This is a genomic window from Streptosporangium sp. NPDC049046 (assembly GCF_040649155.1).
Lineage (GTDB): Bacteria > Actinomycetota > Actinomycetes > Streptosporangiales > Streptosporangiaceae > Streptosporangium.
Map to the genome: position 1 here is coordinate 16,568 of NZ_JBEZEZ010000006.1, position 17,058 is coordinate 33,625.

Below are 17,058 nucleotides of genomic sequence, written 5' to 3' on the forward strand. Positions count from 1 at the left end.
ACCTGCCCGCCGCAGAGGAAATTGCTCGATAACTCAACGCTGCGGCCGTCCAGCGCTATATAGCTATCTAGCGAAGGGGAGTCAGCTGCCGGTCGCCGTTCGTAGGGGGCGTCTCATGGCCAAAGCGCGCCAGAACAGGCGTGCCAAACCGGGTCGAGCCGATGCGACTCCCGCCCCTCGGGCCGAGGAGGCCGAGCCGGCCAGGTCGGGGCGATGGAAAGCCGCGTGGGCGTGGCTGGCGGGAATCCTCAGCGCGGTGATCATCGCAGTAATCGGTGTCGTGTTCACCGCTTGGTTCAACGCACGCGGACCCGACGCGGTCGACCGGATCAGCGGGGAGCCTCCGATCAAGGTCGGCCACGTGGCCGTCGACCACTCCACGCAGGACACTGCCCTGAGAGAGCCGGTGACCGACCCCGGAGAACGAGCGGTTCTGCTGAGCAGCGCGTCCGGGTCGCGCCATGACGCCGTCATGGCGCGCCATCACCGGGCACCTCTCGAAAAGACGGATGTCACCGTCGTCCTCGTCGGGAACCGCAGCAGCCTACGCATCGTCGACATCAAGCCGCGCGTCCTCGACCGCAAGCCGGTCTCGGACGGCGCGCTGCTGGTCTACACCCCCGCCGGCGGAGAGGTCGACACCATCGAACTCTCCGCCGATCTCGATGAGCCGGCTCCCCGCTTCGCTACGGGCAAGGACCCGGACACCTCGTATTTCAGGAAGAAGCAGATAGACCTGAAACGGGGTGAGCGGGTCACGCTCTCCATGTCGGTCAAGGGCACGGCGGCGTACTACGAGTTCGATCTCCTGGTCACCGTGCTCGCGGAGGACCAGACCGAGCAAATTACGATCAAAGGGCCAGACAACAACCCGTTTCGGGTAACCGGCATTGCCGACGCCTACCGTACCTACTACACCCTCTCCCCGCTCCGTGGCTGGCAGCCGACCTCTCGTAACCAGGCATGCGTGATCGAGCGGAAGATCCAAGAGAGCAAAGGGTGCTGACCGTGCACGGGCGTCGCTCGGTCGCGGTTCTGTTCGCGGTGGTGCTGGCGGCCTGCTCGACCGCGGTAGCGGACACTCCGCGGCTCCCGCTCGTGCCCGTCGAGTGGCGTGCGGCGTGGTCGGTCCCCGCGGACGCCGACACCGGTGAGCTGTTCTCCGAGACTCCGCGCTACGCCGTGTCCGACCACGCGATCGCCGTGGCGACGCGCCAGGACACCGTGCGGATCCACGATCCGCGCACAGGCGAGCTCCGGCGCACCATCCCCGCCGACCCGGCTCTCACCGCGCCCATCACCGGCGTGTGGATCGTGGCGAACACGCTGGTCGTGTCGAGAGGCACGCGGGACATCGTCGACCACGCCCTGAACGGCCACGACCTGACCACGGGCGCCGCGCTGTGGCGGCGCACGATCACCGTCTCCGATGATCATTCCCGGACGGAAGACATCGGTCTGTACCGGGGCCCGCGGATCATGGTGACCGAGCGCGGCATCGTGGTGTTGGAGCGGCGGGCCGAGCCTTTCGACATCCGTGCCCTTGATCTCCGGACCGGGGCGACCACGGCACGGATGACATATCCGCGGGGCTGCCACCTGCGAGGCGCGGCAACCGTCCGATCGGTGGCGCTGCTCAGCTCCTGCACGGGAGACGGGTATCGGCTCACCTCGATGGACCCGCGAACACTGCGGCACGGTTGGACGCGTCCACTGTCGTCCTCCTCGCCGCCGGGCGGAGACGCTGTGATGCGCGTTACGGCCAATGCGGAGGGATACGTTCACGCCTCGGTGGGAAACGATGATTTCTTCTACGGGGCAGACGGGCGCTTGCTGTCCACCGGTCCGGAAGCCATGAGGGTCGTGAACCCGAGCCGCTGGAGCCCGCCCTTGTTCGCCGGCTCGTACTCCGCGGCAGCCGACTATGGCGAGGGCCCCCTGAGAAACGAATGGCCGTTGCCCGCCTACCTGTTCTCCGTTGACCCCGAGACCGGACAACTCGGCGGATTGCCGCTCGACCTGCCCTACCATCGTGCGTCCCTTATCGGGGCGATCCGGGGTATGGCCTTCGTGCACAGCGATGTCCCCGGTGATGGCCGGATCACCGCGTACAAGCTGATCTACGGACTTGCGCGCGGGCCTGCCCGCTTCGGCGGTATCCCGGCGAGCACCTGGCCGGATGCCTGTGCCCTGCTTACCAGCCATGATCTGTCGGTCCTCGCGGACGACTACCGCGCAGTCCCCAGAGCGGACGATCCGGCGGGAACACCGCTGCCGAAGCCGGCGAAATGCGACTGGATACCGCCCACGGACGACGGCGCCGTCGTCTCGCTCTCCGTCGAATGGGTGTCCTCGTCGAACGCGGGCGCTCGGAAGCTCTTCACCGCCGAGGTCGGCGCCATCAAAGAGGCGGACGCCTTCGATCCCACCACGGAGAGCCCGGGCTTCCTCTCCTATACCGTGGCCGAGACGAACGGGTTCTACGGTGCGACGATCATCAACGTGGGCCCCGTCATCGTCCGGCTGAGATCGCTCTCCCGACAGGCGGTGCGACTCGTCTCCCCGTCGCTGCAGGGCAATCTGCTCGCACGGTATCAGCCAGGCGTCCGCGCTTCCGGCCCCGCGCGCGCGAGCGGCTGGAACCATCCGACCGACGCGATCGTCTATGCCGAACCGGTGGTGGTCGGCGGTGTCGTCTACGCCACAAGTGGCGATGGCACGGTGTCCGCGCTGGACGCCGCCACCGGCGTGATGCGGTGGCGCTTCCAGACAGGCGGTTCCCTGGTGGTCGATCACGTGGTGGTGGATGGCACTGTGTTCGTGGCGAACACTTTCGGCAGGCTGGTCGCGTTGGACGCCGCCACCGGCCGCGTGAGATGGAGCCGCAGGATCGATGTGATCAGCGACCTCGTGGCCGCGGCCGGTCGCCTCTACGTCTGGGCCAAGAAGTCCTTCCTTTCGACGAACGCCGAGGTCGTCGCGCTGAACGGTGCCTCCGGCAAGAGGCTGTGGAGCTTCCAGCCCGAGGGCTATGTCCTCAACCCCGATCCCGTGCTGGTCGGCGAAGTCGTCCATGTCGGCAGCGACCATGGCATGGTGTACGCGCTGGACGCCGGCTCGGGGGCCCGGAAGTGGCGCTTCCGGGTCGGCGGAGAACGAGATCACACTTATCTGGTGCGGGCCGGAGGGGTCGTCTATACCGCGAGTTCCGATGGCGAGGTACACGCGTTGGAAGGCTCCTCGGGGAAAGTCCGATGGAGCTCAAGAATCGACGGTCTTGTCGATTTCCGCATGGTGGTGGCCGACGGGGCCGTGTACCTCGACAACAAGGACGGCGCGACATACGCACTGGACGCCGACTCCGGCACGCGGTTATGGAGCTTCCAGACCGAGGGCGATAGGTCGAGCTTCAAGTGGGATGTCGCGGCGGCCCGGGGACTCGTATACGTCAGCGACGACAGCAGGCTGTACGCACTCGACGCCGCCACCGGCGCGGCGCGATGGAGCTTCCCGGTGGGCAAGGGCTTCACCTCCGGTCCCGTGGCGGAAGGCGGGAGCATTTATGTCGGACACAGCGGGGGAACGCTTCACGCGCTCGACGCCGCCACCGGCGCGGTGCGATGGAGCTTCCAAACCGGCGGCACCATCGAAACCAGACCGGTGGTGACAGGTGACTTCGTGTACGTCGGCAGCGCGAACGGCAACGTGTACGCATTGCCCACGGCAGGCGGTTAGTGTCTCGCGCCAGAAATTCGCTGTGGACATCGGGCGAGTGGGTCGAGGATCTCGTCAGCGGCCTCCTTCCATACGAACGGCTTGGGGCCGGCGTTCCAGTCGGTGATCCAGGCCCGGATGTCCTTCTCCCGGGTCCGGACGCTCTTGTGGGCCCCGCAGCGGATCTTCTGTTCGGTCAGGTAGCCCGAAGCCTGCCGCCTGAAATCGATGTTCACGTTCATGGGGAATCCCAGCATGGCGGTAGGTAGAGCATGAGCCGACGCCGATAACATGTCGCCAAGGTCGGGACCGGCCATCTATGTTGCAGCCCATGGCAAATATCTCCATGACGGATCGGTGCGACTGCGGTGCGGCGGCCGGCCCACTGGGCATGTGCGTGGATTATTACCACGGGATCCTGGCCGAGGAGCAGTCGGATCCGCAGATGTACAAATGGCACGGGCCCGTGGTCATGACATATCTTCTGCAGCATCCTTCCAGAGCCCATGAGAAATACCTCGACGGCCAGTTTCGCCAGTTGCAGCTCTACGTGGATCAGGGCCTTGACGCGTGGCTCCGCCTGTCGGCTCATCAGGTGGCACGGAACAACCACCGGGCACGCCTGGGCTATGACATGACACTGTTGGCGGCATACGCGCCGCTCCCGAAGGGTGAACCTTCCGGCTTCCGCGCCTCGTTCAGCGGGATGCCGTTCAGGGACGGCAGTTTTGTGTTCGACGGACATCCGGCGTACGGGGATCACATCAAAGCCATCGCCGAAGCGACGGTGGAGTCCTGGAGATCCGTTCAGAGCTGATGCTCGAAAGTCGGCGTGAGGGGTGCGTAGACATCGGCCGAGCGCATCAGAGCCCTGACCGGTAGACGGTCGACGCAGCACGACAAGTTTTGGACAAGCCGGCGTGGCTAACGTGCACCGTAGCTAAGTCGGGAGCCGCCATGCCTTCTTCAGCGCCAGTCGGTCCGCGAATTCGTCTGGGCAGCGGAGATGGCAGCTCTTTCCACATGGCATGCGGAGTATTGATCGCGTTGATTGGCGCGGTGGCAGCCTTCGCCTTCAACGCGATCTACGCGAGGGGCTGGATCGATCTGGAGGTTTATCGAGAAGGCGGAGCAGCGGTACTGCAGCGTACCTCTGTCTACAGCTTGATCGTGGGTGACAATTGGTTGAAGTTCAGCTATTCGCCGTTCGCGGCGATGCTGTTCACACCTCTCGCGTTGGTGGGAATGGAGGCCGCCGTCGCCCTATGGGTGCTGATCTCCATACTCGCCCTTGAGGTTTTGATATGGATTCTCGTCGGTCGCGCTGCGGTGGGGCGCCATAGCCGCCGGACTGCCCGTACGTTGTTGGTCGTTGTCGCGATGCTTCCCTTGTATCCGGTGACGCTGACGTTGTGGAATGGGCAGATAGGTATCATCCTGCTACTGGTGATAGTTGTAGACCTGACGCACGGCAAAGAGAAGTGGCGGGGCATAGGAACGGGAGTCGCCGCCGGCGTCAAACTCACCTCGCTGATATTCATCCCCTACCTTCTCGTCACGCGTCGCTTCCGGGCCGCCCTGATGGCGGGCCTCGGTTTTCTCGGCACGGTGGCCCTCGGATTCCTGGTGCTGCCGGCTGATTCACGTGATTACTGGGGTGGTGAATTTCTCGACACGCAACGGGTGATCGCCGGGCAGGGGGTGAATTTCTTCAATCAGTCGCTTCGCGGCATGCTCATGCTCGTGTCCGGCTCCTGGCCCACCGTGCCCCTCTGGCTCGCCCTGTGCGCGGTGGTCGGCGCGGGTGGACTTTGGGTCGCCGCACGGACCGCGAAGGAGGTGGGAGAGCTCGCCGGAATCACCGCCTGCGCCATCGTGGGACTACTTGTCTCACCCGTCTCCTGGCCACACCACTGGGTCTGGTGCGTACCGCTCCTGGTGCTCTGGGCGCAGCGTGCTCAGCGCGTGGACTCCACGCTTGAGAAGGTGGGTGTGGGGCTCTTGTGGTTCGTCTTTCTGCTGCCCGGATATATCGTCCTGGCGACGCTTTTCATATATCCGTCCCACGTCGGAACGTGGCTGATGTCGCTGACGGGTAGTTACGTGCTCGGTGGACTGTCGATATTGCTGGCGCTTGCGGTTCGTTTCGGCCGAAGCGATTGGCGGCGAAGAAGGCACGGGTCGGTCGACGGCTAGGACCTTCGAGGGGCAGGAGAATACGGCCTGACCTGGGCGTGAGTCGGCAATCGGTTGTATGGCCACGGCATACCGCGCTGTATCCGGGATCAGTTGTTCGCCGTCAAGGCCGCGCGTGCGGCGGTGAGGATCTCCTCGGAGAGAGGGGAGCCCTTGGTGGCCCGAGCCAGGACGAGTGCGCCGAGCATCGTGGACAGCCGGACGAGGCCGTCCTGGTCTTCGGTGGCGAGCCGCTCGGCGAAGTCGCTTACGCCTTCGGCGTAGACGCGGTGGGCTTCGCGATCACCGAGCTCCCGTGCCATGTCGGTGGCGAGCCCGGCGACGGGGCAACCGTCCGCAGGGTTGTCGCGGTGCTCGACGGAGAGGTAGGTGTCGATCAACGCCTGCTGGGCGGCGTGCGACTCCGGTCCTGTCGTGCGGTGCCGGGCGAACTCGTCGAAGGCGTGGGCGGTGGCCTCGTCGACGAGTGCCTCCTTGGAGGCGAACTGCTTGTAGAAACCACCGTGGGTCAGACCGCACTCCTTCATGAGGTCGGCGACGCTGACCTGCGTGCCTCGTTCGCGGAACAGCCGGGAGGCGGCTTCCACGACCCGCTTGCGGTTCTCCTGCGCTTGCGCCTGCGACACGCGGCCCATCGGCCACCTCCCAAGTTGGATGTCGGTTGACATCTATCTTACCCTTCGGTTTAGATTATGGATGTAATCTAAATTCGGGACTCGGTCATCGGAACCGTCCACGACGCTGGGAGCAAGCATGGAACTGAAGGACGCGGTCGCAGTGGTCACCGGCGCCAACCGGGGGTTGGGTCGCCAACTGGCCATCCAGCTCCTGGAACGTGGAGCGAAGGTCTACGCGGCGGCCCGCCGCCCCGAGAGCGTGGACGTGGTCGGTGTCATCCCGCTCCGCCTGGACGTGACCGACGAGGAGTCGATCCGAGCCGCGGCCGGCGTCGCCTCCGACGCGACGCTGCTGGTGAACAATGCCGGGATCTTCACCGGCACCCCCCTGGTCGCCGGTGATCTGGACTCGGTGCGGTTGGAGATGGAGACGAACTTCTTCGGGCCGCTCGCCGTGACGCGGGCCTTCGCTCCGATCATCGAGAGCAATGGCGGCGGCGCCGTGCTCAACGTCCTGTCCGTGCTGTCCTGGCTGCACCCGGCCGGCTCCGGGGCCTATTCGGCGGCCAAGTCCGCCGCGTGGGCCCAGAGCAACGCGATTCGCGAGGAACTGGCACCTCGCGGCATCTCCGTCTCGGCACTGCACGTCGGGTACATGAACACCGACATGGCCGCCGACGTTCCCGCCGAGCGGAAGACCGACCCGGCCGAGGTTGCGGCCCAGGCCCTGGATGCCATCGAGAAGGGCCTTCCCGAAATCCTCGCCGACGAGATCACCCGGCAGGTCAAGCAGAACCTGGCCGCGACGCCGACCCCGGTCTGAGGCGCAGCCCGCGGCGCCCGTCACACGTTGCCTTCGGTGGCGTCGACCCGACTAGGAACTCGTCTTCTCACCGGATACGGCCGGAGTCCATGTCGAGCCTGCTCGGTCTGGTTCGGCGGTGGGGAGTCGGCGGGTCGCGGAACCGGACCTGAAGCTCTCTGGGCCTCGTCAGGGGAGGCCGTACCGCTGCTTGATCATTTTGGCCTCCTCCTCGCTCACCTGGAGGGGGGTGACGGCCAAGGTCCTTCGCAGGTCGGAGATGATCTTCTCGCCCGCGCCCCGGACCCGAGTGCGGTGCTGAACGAGCTGGGCGTCGAACTTCTTGGCGGCCGGTCCCGTCCACACCCTGCCTTCGTGAAAGTCCCGGTACGGGGGGTCGATGCCGCTCTCGATCTCCTGGACCAGCGGCTCGACCGTTCGGAGGGCCTCTCCCAACGCCGCGTGGAGCGGATTGGGCACCAGCTTGGCCATGAGATCAGTCCTCCTTCGGAGTGGAGGTCTTCGGTGTCGGGGACGGTGCGCTGGCGTCGGTGAGCAGTTTTGGAGCGATCAGCTTCATGAGCGCCAGCACATCGGCGGCGTTGTCCCGTCCCTCGGCGCCGATCTCCATTTGGATGCTTATCTCAGCTTCGCCACGCACCAGCAGCGCGTATGCGTCGTTGGTTTCGCTGTCCAAGGGCTTGAAGTAAGAGCCGACAACCCCAGGCAATATCTCCGGCAACGGCAAAGCCCCATCTTCGATCTGCTCCTCAACCGCCTCTGGGTTTCCTGCCGGCGTGAGTCTGATCTGCAGCACTTTCGGCTGCTCGCCCTCGCGCTGGTAGATCGCACAGCTTCCGTCTCCAAGTCCTCCTGCGCTCGTGAGGTCGAAGAAGCCACGGACCAGTGGATTGCGCACCCCGGTCATCAACTCCACCGCCTTCAGCGGGACGTGCTCGCAGAGGTACGGTGCGGCGGCCACCGTCGGCATCGGACTGCGATCGACCGGCATCTCATCGCTCTGGCAGGCCGTCAACGTAGCCAGGGCGCAAGCCAGCGCACTGGTTACGGCGAATGCTTTTCGCATCACGACCCGTACAGGGCGAAGCCGTCAGTGAATCCCTGATTCAGACGAATCTTTACATCCACCCAGGGTTTTCCTGCTAATCCCTGGTCGAGCCAGTGCTCGTAGGCATTGATCCGTCGGTCCTTGTCGGTGATGTTGGTAGCTGTTTTGTCGGTCATCTCGTCCCTGGTCATGAGGGTCTGGCCGTCGTCCTTGAGGAAGTTGTTGGGGTTGTCGCGGGGGTCATCCCCCTTCTTCAACCCTTCCAGGCTGGCCCAGGGGTGGTTCTGGCCGGCGGGCTCGACGGAGCCGAAGAGGCCGTTTTTAAGCATGGCCTGTACGGTGAGGTCATGTACAAGCCTTCGGGTCTTGTTGACAACGTCATTGGCCTCAATGGTGGCATTATCCTGCGCCTTTCCCTTGGCTATTTCTTCCACTACCCCGCTCCAGGCTCCGATGACACCAGCGGCGACTGGCCAGGCCCCCTGTTGGGGGATGGCGAGACCGGTATTGACCGCAGCCAGGAAAATTTTCATGTTGCGCTGCTGTGCCTCGTCCAGATCCTTGCCTTCCTTGATCTTCGCGAGGCCCGCCGCATCGGTGATCATTCCGAAACCTGTCCCAATCACCATGGCATTGGTCAGGAATTTTTTGTCGCCCCGACCAGCAGCCATCTCAGTGGCGCCGTGATTAAGGAGCAAGCTGGTGAATGCCGTCTGAGCAGCTAAAACAGGGGCGAATGCCTTGGAATCTGTGAACGTCTCCTTCATCACCTGACGTAGTTCCCCCATTTTGAACTCTGCGCCCCAAGGGTCAGGTCCCGGTGTGGCGAGGTTGTCAGCACTTCGTACTCCGAACGATTCGGGGTCGCGGCCGCGCTGAGCGATGTAGTTGATGTCGCTGATGTAACCGGCCAGGATGCGCCCCGTCGAGGCCGCGTTCACCAAGGAGTCGGCGAGCTTGCTTTCCTTGATCCGTACGGCTTCCAGGTGGATGGCCTCCGAGGCGAGCTTGGCCGACAGGAAGCCGCGTGATGGGTTCTGTGGTGAGCCGTCGTGGTCGCGGAAGGTGAGCGTCGCGGCTTCCAGTGCCTTGCCCAGGGCCACGCCGTCGTCGCCCAGGCGTCGCTCGGTCAGGAAGCGTTTCAGCATGGTCGGGTCGCCTGCGAAGAAGTCCTGGGCCGCCACCGGATCACGGCTGAGCCCTTCCAGCAGGGCCACCATGACACGCGGATCCAACATCACCCTTCCGCGATCGGCGGCCTCGATCTTTTTGGCGGTGGCGAGGAGGAAGGCGGTGCTGAAGGTGCCGTGCTTGAGGGCCGCCGCCATGGCATAGCCCTTCTCCCAGCCGATGTAGCCGGTCGTCCGGCCGACTTCGAGGTCGGACAGGAGCTCCTTGTGCCAGGCGTCACCCAGACGGGGGGTCGCCGTACCGAGGGTTTTTCCGAGGGCGGCCTGCAGGCGCTCAGCCTTCTTGTCGTCCTTGCGCTTCGCGGTCTCGACCATCAGCTCGCGGAACCTCGCCGTGCCCAGCGCGGTCATCAACGTGACGGCGAACGTCGCGTCGCCCGTTCGCTTCTCCAGCCCTTTCAGGAGCTTCTCGTCGATCTCACCGTCTTCGGCGGTCTTGCCGAGACCGAGGGTCGCCGCGTAGACGTTCGGGTCCCGATTAGCCTTGCCGTACAGCGCCTCGTCGAAGGCGGCCAGCCCGCTGGGCGCCTCGGTGGCGGCACCCCACTCGGTGAGCTTGGTGCTGATCGTCTCGTTGCGACGTCGCAGGTCGGGGCGACTGGTTTCGATCCAGCTCTGCATCTCGCGCAGCGCGCCCAGTCCCGAGGCGTCCAGGTCGAACCGTTGCAGGGTACGGCGGATCTGCGGTTCGTTGCGTCCGAGTGCGTCCTGCGCCCGGCCGAGCCCTCGCTCGAAGTCGTTCATCCGCTCGGGGTCGATCCCCGAGTACTCGCCGTTCACGCTCGGAGTCGGAGTCGCCGGGGCTCTGTGCGGTGCGGGGGAGGGGACAGCGGGAGCGGGTTGAGCGGTGCCGGTCGGCTGGGCGGTGTCGGTCGGTGGAGAGGGAGACCGCTGGTCAGGGGCGGACTGGGGAGAGGGTGAGGGTGTGGGATACGGATGGGTCATGAGGGCGCTGGACTCCGGCTTGGTCCGTGAAGGTGACAGCTCCAGCGGACATATTAATTTCAATCCGCCTATCCCGCCAAGATATTTCCTAAAATGGACATAATTGATAATTGTGTCGCTTTGAAATAGGTGCTTGCCGGGTGTAAGTGCTCACAGCTCCTCGGCCTGTGTCGCCGCTCGGACGGACTGTTTCGCCGTGCTCGGGGAGGTGGTGCTTCACGAGTTATCCCCAGAATCGGGTTCGGCTCGTTGGCGATCGCTCCATCCCGCTGATCCTGGGGCCTCGATCCTTCATCGAGCCCAAGGAGGGCGTGCGTGATCACGGCACTCGTCACCGTCACCATCCTCTCGGCGGCCCTCGCGGGAAACTCGCCCTTCCCCGCGCCCCGCCTTTCCCCGGAAGCCTGCGAGACCTGGGGCCACCTTCTCTCCTTTCCTCCGATCGCCCCGCCGGGCGGCACCCAGCACCTGCTGGTGGAAGAGGATTTCCTGCCGGAGAAGATTCGCATCGCTCTCTCCGCCATCTGCGCGCCCTGGGCGCTGCTCTCGCCGGATGCGGGTGGCGGCGGATCGACATCCCCGCAGGGCTCCTTCTCACAGGGTTCCCCTGCCTCGGCCTCCCCGCAGGGCTCCTTCCCGGCCTCGGCTGCGAATCCGGTCCTGGCCTCGGTTCTGGGTGCGGTCGGCGAATGGCCGCCCGAGTTGCCGGGAGCGGATACCGGCTCCACTGCCCCTTCTGGTCCGGAGGCGGGAGGGGCAGTGGAGCCGGCGGCCGACTCAAGTGACAAGGGAGACGCCTCGGCCTCCTGGATGAATTCGGAAACTTGGGCGGGACTGAGAGATCCCCGGGCCTCCTCTCGGCCGGAGTCCTCGCGGGCGCGCGCCAAACGGCCGCAGCGCCCTTCCGGGGGACGAAAAACGCCCTCCGATCGCAGGGCGGTGCCTCCACGTGGAGCGGCGTCTTCCCGTGGGGTGGCGCCCCCGCGCGGGGTGGCGTCCTCCCCAGGGAAGGCCCTCTCCGGTGGGCGGATGGCACCTGCGCGAGGGAGAGCGGTGTCCTCGCGCGAAGGTGTCCAGGGCCTGCGGGGTCGGATCGCGGCCGCCGCCGCGCTCCGCCAGGTCGGCAGGCCGTACGTCTGGGGTGGCGGTTCGATCGCGGGTCCGACCGGCGGGGGCTTCGACTGCTCCGGGCTCGCCCTGCACGCCTGGGCCAGGGCGGGAGCCAGGCTCACCCACTACACCGGCACCCAGTTCAGACAGGGCCGCCGGGTGGCCTTCTCCCGGCTCCGCCCGGGAGACCTGGTCTTCTTCGGCGGAGGCGGCGGAGACCCCACCCACGTGGGCGTCTACGTCAAGGGCGGCGTCATGGTCCACGCCCCCAAGACCGGCGATGTCGTCAGGACGATCGACTTCACCGCCTCGCCCTACTACCTCTCCCGCTATCGAGGCGCCGTCCGCCCTGTCCCGCGCTGACTCGCCCCGCCCGGCCTACCTGATCTGCCCCATTCCGCGCCGACTCACCTCGTCAGCCCTGCCCCATCCGTCCCATCTCGCGCTGACTTGCTCCGCTCGCCCGACCTCGTCCGCTCCACTCCGAGCCGACTCGCCCCGTCCGGCCCAGGCCGCACTCGATTCGCCTCCGTCTCGGAGATCACTCGCCCGCCCAACCGAGTGTCGGTTCCCCCCAGGATGCTGGTAATGTAATCACGCGTTGGCCCCCTTAGCTCAGGGGATAGAGCACCGGCCTCCGGAGCCGGGAGCGCAAGTTCGAATCTTGCAGGGGGCACACAAGCCAGGCCAGCCCGAATGTGGGTTGACCTGCAGGTAGAACGCCGAAACGGGCGGGACTCCAGTCTCACGGAGTCCCGCCCGTTCTCATTGGCGCTCACCAGTTGTGGACCAGCTGTGGACCAGATCTCACGGGGTCAGCACGGCCTCTATGCGACGATTGTTCTGATCTTGGCGGCCATCTAGGCACTTGGCGTAGCGCTTGAGGAGCACTTCTACGCTGTTGCCCGCACGGGCAGCTACCTCGGTGGCGTCCACCCCTGCGTTGAGCCAGGTGGACAGCGCCGCGTGTCGTAGGTCGTAGGGCCGTCTGGCCAAGGGAGAGGCCACCTGCTGAGGGGTGAGGGCGAAATAACGCGCCTCCCTCCACACCCGCGCGTAGGTGGAAGCGCCCAGCACGCCGTCACGCTCGTTGCGGAACAGACGTCCGTCGGAAGCGGCCCCGAACTCGTCCAGGTGAGCGCGGAGCATGATGACCAGTGCAGGCGGGATGGGAACCTCTCGGACGGCTTTCACGTCACGCTGCTTCAAGCCGCGCAGGTCATGAACCGTGCCCGTGTCTGTCCACTGCTTTCCGCTGCTGGGACGGGTCTTGGCCAGGGTGAGCAGACCCCACCCTTCCCCGGGAAGGTGGCAGTCGTCTTGCCGTAGCCCTACGGCCTCGGCAGGCCGGACACCCGCGAAGTAGAGCGTGGCGTAGAAGGCCACCAGGCGGCGACCCCGGGCACGGTGCCAGCTCCCAACGTAGGACACGGAGGCGAGCAGTTCCCGAGCCTGTTCGGGGTTGACGACAGCGCGCCTGTCTACGGCATCGTCTTTGGCGATCTTCTTCTGTTTGATCCGCTTGAGCGGATTCTCCTTGAGTTCGCCGAGATCAATGCCGTATTCCAGCGCTGTGTTCAACCCCCGGCGACGGCGGGCCGTGGTGTCGGCGGCGGCGGTTCGCCGGTCCAGGGTGAGGCTGAGGGCCTCGCTCACGCGGCGCGCAACGATGGGGTCGGCCATATCAGCGAGAGGGAGCGTGGACTTCCGGAGAATCCGCACGGTCGGTGCCAACTCAGCGGGTACGGCCTCGCCGTCCTCGCGGGGGATCAGCGCCCATTGCATGGCGGCGCGGATCTCCTTACGGGGCAGGTCGAGCGCCTCGCCGTCAAGCATTGCGAACGTGGTCACGGCCAAGCTGTCCACGATGCTCTCGCGGGTCTTCGCCGCGGCGCCGGGCCAGCGCATGGCGGTGTACTTGGCAGCGAAGTCGTACCAGCTCATAGGCGGATCTTCGGCTTCCGGGGCCAGCATGGAGGCGGGCAGGCCGGTCTCGGTGTCGAACAGCTCGCCCTTCTTCGCGGCCTTGAGTAGGTCGGCACGGAAGTTGTCGGCGAGTGCCTTGGTCAGGAACGCCTTGGACGTCGCTTCCGTGCCAACCTTCCATCGAAGCTGGTAGGGCTTGGCGCGCCCCTTTCGGTTGCGGATGCTCCACACCACCACGTCGTGGGTCAACATGGATGCCCTTCCTTACGCTGCAGTGTTCTCAAAGGTGCTGAGCCAGGTGTCCAGGTCGGTGCGTCGGATCTTGCGCTTGCCGTTCGGAAGCTTGAGGGACTTTGGGCCACGGCCGGTGTGCAGCCAGCGGTAAAAGGTGGATTTGGGTACGTCGATCTCGTCAAGAACCTCTGCGATGGTGAGCATGTTCTTGGCTCGCGTCGCCATGGTCGTGGCTGCCTTTCGGGCGTCGTGATCGGTGGTGTGTGAAGTCCTCGGTGGGTGTTTGGTGGCTTGCCGTCGAGGATGTTCAGACGCAGCAGGGGAGGGGTAGCCGTACCAGCCGTACCAGCCTCGTTTTGGCTGGTCAGGGCTGGTACGGCTTTTTCGGTGGTACGGCTCAAGCCGTACCAAGATCGGGGAGTGGTACGGCTTGAGCCGTACCAGGCGGCAAGTCGTACCGCTCCTGAGCTGCGGAATTGAGGCTGGTACGGCTGGTACGGCTACCCCTGCCGAAGGAGAGCACTTCGCCGTCCTCGGGCAGGTCGATGGCGGGGCAGTAGCGCGCCCAGGCGTCGAGGAAGTCGGCGCGCTGGTAGCCCTTGGCCTGCCCGTCGGGGAAGCGGGCGGTGGTCGAGCGGATGTTGTACTCACGCAGGATCGCGCCGAGCTTCATCGCGGTTAGACCGGTCGGCCCGTACTCGGCCCACGGTGCTTCAGGGTCGGCCTTGAGCCGTTCCAGCAAGGTCGCGGTGGGCAGAGCGGTATCGGTACCGAACGCGGCGCGGCAGTCGGCCAGCAGCCGAATCCGAGGTGAGGGCTGTCCCTGGTCGTCGGCCTCAGCGGTGAGGGCGAGCACCGCGGCGCGGGCGCGCTCGGGCCAGTGGCCCCCGGCGTGGTCGGCGACGGCGACCAGGGGTTCCCAGGTGTCGGCGGCGCGGTCTTCCACCGGCATGGGCGGTTCGGCCTGCTCCAAGGTGGGCAGGTCGGCGCGCAGCCACGCGGACAGGTCTTCGGCCAGCTGGCGCAGCAGAGGCCGGTCCCTGCGGTGCCGGTAGGGAGCGACGCTCTCACCGGGACCGCGCCGGCGCATGCGGACCACGACGGCGCGGTCTTCGATCGTGTCGGGCATCGCGCCGATTCCGGCGAGTGCGGCCATGGCGAAGGTCGGGATGGATTCCACGCGGCCGGTGTTGGCGTCGTAGCGCTTGGCCGGCCGATTGCGCTGGTGTCCGGCGTTCAGCAGCCCGCGCAGATCCTCATTCCCGTCCGCCTTCGGCCCGAAGATCGTGTCAGCCTCATCGACCAACATCGTGGGTGGGTCCTCGCTGATGGAGCGGTAGACTGCGGCGCTGCTGGAATTGACGGTGATGAACGGGTCATGACAGCACGCCTCGACCACGTCCAGCAGCCGGGACTTACCACACCGCTTTTCCGGGGCGCGGATCACCAGCCGGGGCGCGTGCGCCCAGGCGGGTTGGGCGTGGCTGGCGGCGATCCACAACACCACCGCATCCGCGGCCTGCGGGGTCGGCAGGATCACGTAGCGGGTCAGGGCGGCCAGCAGGGCGTCAAGCAACATCGCGCCGTGGCTGATGGGTTCGGTCTGGTTCATGGGATCTGCTCCTGTGCGAGTGGGTGTGGTGGTCATGCGGCGACCGTCCGGGGCCGCTTGGCACCGGCTTTCAGGCCGGAGGCGATGGTGTGGATGGTCTCGGCGCGGCTCAGCCCGGCATCGACCCCCTGTTGTTCCAGCAGGGTTGTCACCTCGCTCTCGGCGAGCGCGCCCCCGGCGACGAGTTGGCCCAGGGCGATGGCGGCCAGGTAGAGCGATCCGTTGCGTTGGCCCTGCGGGGCGGTAGCGACGCGGTCCAGTTCGCAGGTGATCGCGGCGTGTAGGTAGGCGCCGTGCCGGGTGTCGGGCAGGGCCAGGTGTACCGGTTGCGGCGCCGGTCGGGGCGGGGGTGAGAGCTGCTGGAACAACCAGGGGGGCAGCGGGGCCGGGGTCGTGTTGTGAACTACCTCGTAGGCGCCGGTGCCGTCCGGAAGATCCACATAGCTACCGGGGCCGAGAACGTACCCGCCCCCTGCCCGGGTGTCGATTAGCCAGCCGAGTCCACCCCAGGCACCTTCGGTGTTGCGCAGGGCCGAACCGTTCGGCGCGGTGAAGTACAAGTGCAGCCCTCCCCGCCGGGTACGGACGGTGAAGGTCTCGAACGGCAGGGGTTGCCCGGCGCGTTCGCACAGTACGGCCAGCACGTCGGCGCCCTCGTTGACCCCCGGCAGGTCCCAGGAAGGCGGGGGGCTTTGCCCCTCCTTTCGGGTGTCCAGGTCGATCACGACCAGGTTGGAGGGGCCGGTGGCAATGCCGATGTTGTAAGGGGCGCTTGACCAGCAGCGCCGGATGGTCTCGGGGTCGGTGGTGGCGTTGGTCTCCCAGTCGGTGAAGCGCTTGAGCGGGGGCTTGTCGCCGATGGAGACGGGGAAGACGTGCCAGCCGCGGGCGGCGGCGGCCAGGGCATAGCGCAGCTGCGCGGGGGTGCTCATGCGGCCTGCTCCGTTCGCACAGATCGCAGGGCGGTGAGGAGGGCGCGGCCGATGTGGTGGGTGTAGGCGGGCGGGATGGCCTCGCGCAAGCCGTCGCGGCTGGCCCAAGGCATGCCCATGACGGTGCGGGCGAGGGGAACGCCGGAGAAGTTGCCGATGAATTGGCCGTAGTGGCCGGGCGGGACCGGGCGGCCCATCTTGGCCTGCGGGGCGTGGTGGGGCGGGTGTGCGGGGGTGGTGAGGTGGAAGCCGCCGCCGGTTTCGAAGTAGCGGTGCCGGTAGGTGTGCAGGCCGAACATGGCGCCGCAGAGCATGACGGGGTTGTTGAGCTTGGGGATGGCGCCGGCCACGTTCTCGATGACCCAGGGCAGGCCGGTGGCGTTGAGTGCCTGGCGGGTGGGGCCGATCAGGTCGGGGTGGGTGTTGCCGTGCAGGCGCTGGGTGTCGCTGTCGTGCTGGCAGGGCGGGGAGGCGTGAATGAAGGCGAACGCGGCGCGGATCTGCTCGCGGTGGGTGTGCAGGAAGGTGATCGCGTCGCCCTGGTGGAAGGCGTCGCCGATGTAGCGGGGCTGGGGGTTGAGGTCGATGCCGGTGACGTGGAAGCCGGCGAGCTGGTAGCCGCGGGCCGCACCGCCCTGGCAGCAAAACAGGTCCAGCAGGCGCGGCCTGTTGGCCGCTCGCGCCGGGCGGGTGGTGGTCGGGGTGGTCATG

The 17,058-nt window shown here is 66.3% G+C and carries 16 protein-coding genes and 1 tRNA gene; 7 read left to right on the plus strand and 10 right to left on the minus strand.

Features of this window, described 5'->3' with window-relative positions; all coding sequences use genetic code 11:
- Positions 1–361 precede the first annotated feature (361 nt).
- Complete coding sequence (locus AB0B96_RS09830; RefSeq protein ID WP_362897414.1) at positions 362–1,006, plus strand: hypothetical protein; 645 nt, start codon at positions 362–364, stop codon at positions 1,004–1,006.
- A complete protein-coding gene (locus AB0B96_RS09835) occupies positions 1,000–3,735 on the plus strand; it encodes a PQQ-binding-like beta-propeller repeat protein (RefSeq protein WP_362897415.1) in 2,736 nt (911 codons plus the stop codon). Before AB0B96_RS09830 ends, AB0B96_RS09835 begins: the two co-directional genes overlap by 7 nt.
- On the opposite strand, the gene AB0B96_RS09840 is transcribed toward AB0B96_RS09835, so the two are convergent.
- Positions 3,732–3,956: a hypothetical protein gene (locus AB0B96_RS09840; protein ID WP_362897416.1), complete on the minus strand. Its 225-nt coding sequence runs from the start codon at positions 3,954–3,956 to the stop codon at positions 3,732–3,734. The two genes, AB0B96_RS09835 and AB0B96_RS09840, sit on opposite strands and share 4 nt — an antisense overlap.
- Positions 3,957–4,045: 89 nt before the next feature.
- On the opposite strand from AB0B96_RS09840, the gene AB0B96_RS09845 reads away from it, so the two are divergent.
- Together AB0B96_RS09845 and AB0B96_RS09850 are read left to right on the plus strand one after the other, a co-directional pair.
- Positions 4,046–4,531, plus strand: a complete 486-nt coding sequence (locus AB0B96_RS09845; protein ID WP_362897417.1) for a DUF5946 family protein — start codon at positions 4,046–4,048, stop codon at positions 4,529–4,531.
- 140 nt (positions 4,532–4,671) lie between these two features.
- On the plus strand, positions 4,672–5,910 hold the full coding sequence (locus tag AB0B96_RS09850; protein ID WP_362897418.1) for a glycosyltransferase 87 family protein: 1,239 nt from the start codon (positions 4,672–4,674) through the stop codon (positions 5,908–5,910).
- Positions 5,911–5,999: 89 nt separating this feature from the next.
- Here AB0B96_RS09850 and AB0B96_RS09855 read toward each other — a convergent pair whose 3' ends face one another.
- Positions 6,000–6,545, minus strand: coding sequence for a TetR/AcrR family transcriptional regulator (locus AB0B96_RS09855; RefSeq protein WP_362897419.1), 546 nt, complete (start codon positions 6,543–6,545; stop codon positions 6,000–6,002).
- A gap of 118 nt (positions 6,546–6,663) precedes the next feature.
- Between AB0B96_RS09855 and AB0B96_RS09860 the strand changes: the two genes are divergently transcribed.
- A complete protein-coding gene (locus AB0B96_RS09860) occupies positions 6,664–7,350 on the plus strand; it encodes an SDR family oxidoreductase (RefSeq protein ID WP_362897420.1) in 687 nt (228 codons plus the stop codon).
- Between the two features lie 168 nt (positions 7,351–7,518).
- Here the strand turns inward: AB0B96_RS09860 and AB0B96_RS09865 are convergent, their stop codons facing one another.
- From AB0B96_RS09865 to AB0B96_RS09875, 3 genes are read right to left on the minus strand one after another with little or no spacing between them, the layout of a single operon-like run.
- Complete coding sequence (locus AB0B96_RS09865) at positions 7,519–7,821, minus strand: hypothetical protein (protein ID WP_362897421.1); 303 nt, start codon at positions 7,819–7,821, stop codon at positions 7,519–7,521.
- 4 nt (positions 7,822–7,825) lie between these two features.
- Positions 7,826–8,419, minus strand: coding sequence for a hypothetical protein (locus AB0B96_RS09870; protein WP_362897422.1), 594 nt, complete (start codon positions 8,417–8,419; stop codon positions 7,826–7,828).
- Positions 8,416–10,368, minus strand: a complete 1,953-nt coding sequence (locus AB0B96_RS09875; RefSeq protein ID WP_362897423.1) for a hypothetical protein — start codon at positions 10,366–10,368, stop codon at positions 8,416–8,418. Before AB0B96_RS09875 ends, AB0B96_RS09870 begins: the two co-directional genes overlap by 4 nt.
- Before the next feature lie 1,218 nt (positions 10,369–11,586).
- On the opposite strand from AB0B96_RS09875, the gene AB0B96_RS09880 reads away from it, so the two are divergent.
- Positions 11,587–12,006, plus strand: coding sequence for a C40 family peptidase (locus AB0B96_RS09880; RefSeq protein WP_362897424.1), 420 nt, complete (start codon positions 11,587–11,589; stop codon positions 12,004–12,006).
- A gap of 241 nt (positions 12,007–12,247) precedes the next feature.
- Positions 12,248–12,319: transfer RNA gene (locus tag AB0B96_RS09885), tRNA-Arg, on the plus strand.
- Positions 12,320–12,450: 131 nt separating this feature from the next.
- Here AB0B96_RS09885 and AB0B96_RS09890 read toward each other — a convergent pair.
- The 5 genes from AB0B96_RS09890 to AB0B96_RS09910 all read right to left on the minus strand — a co-directional run bounded on the left by AB0B96_RS09890 (position 12,451) and on the right by AB0B96_RS09910 (position 17,057).
- Positions 12,451–13,821: a site-specific integrase gene (locus AB0B96_RS09890; protein WP_362897425.1), complete on the minus strand. Its 1,371-nt coding sequence runs from the start codon at positions 13,819–13,821 to the stop codon at positions 12,451–12,453.
- A 12-nt stretch (positions 13,822–13,833) separates the two neighbouring features.
- On the minus strand, positions 13,834–14,028 hold the full coding sequence (locus tag AB0B96_RS09895) for a helix-turn-helix domain-containing protein (RefSeq protein WP_362897426.1): 195 nt from the start codon (positions 14,026–14,028) through the stop codon (positions 13,834–13,836).
- Positions 14,029–14,200: 172 nt separating this feature from the next.
- Positions 14,201–15,415: a DUF3631 domain-containing protein gene (locus tag AB0B96_RS09900; RefSeq protein ID WP_362897427.1), complete on the minus strand. Its 1,215-nt coding sequence runs from the start codon at positions 15,413–15,415 to the stop codon at positions 14,201–14,203.
- A gap of 32 nt (positions 15,416–15,447) precedes the next feature.
- On the minus strand, positions 15,448–16,347 hold the full coding sequence (locus AB0B96_RS09905) for a bifunctional DNA primase/polymerase (protein WP_362897428.1): 900 nt from the start codon (positions 16,345–16,347) through the stop codon (positions 15,448–15,450).
- A complete protein-coding gene (locus AB0B96_RS09910) occupies positions 16,344–17,057 on the minus strand; it encodes a DNA cytosine methyltransferase (RefSeq protein WP_362897429.1) in 714 nt (237 codons plus the stop codon). Before AB0B96_RS09910 ends, AB0B96_RS09905 begins: the two co-directional genes overlap by 4 nt.
- Between the last annotated feature and the right edge of the window lies 1 nt (position 17,058).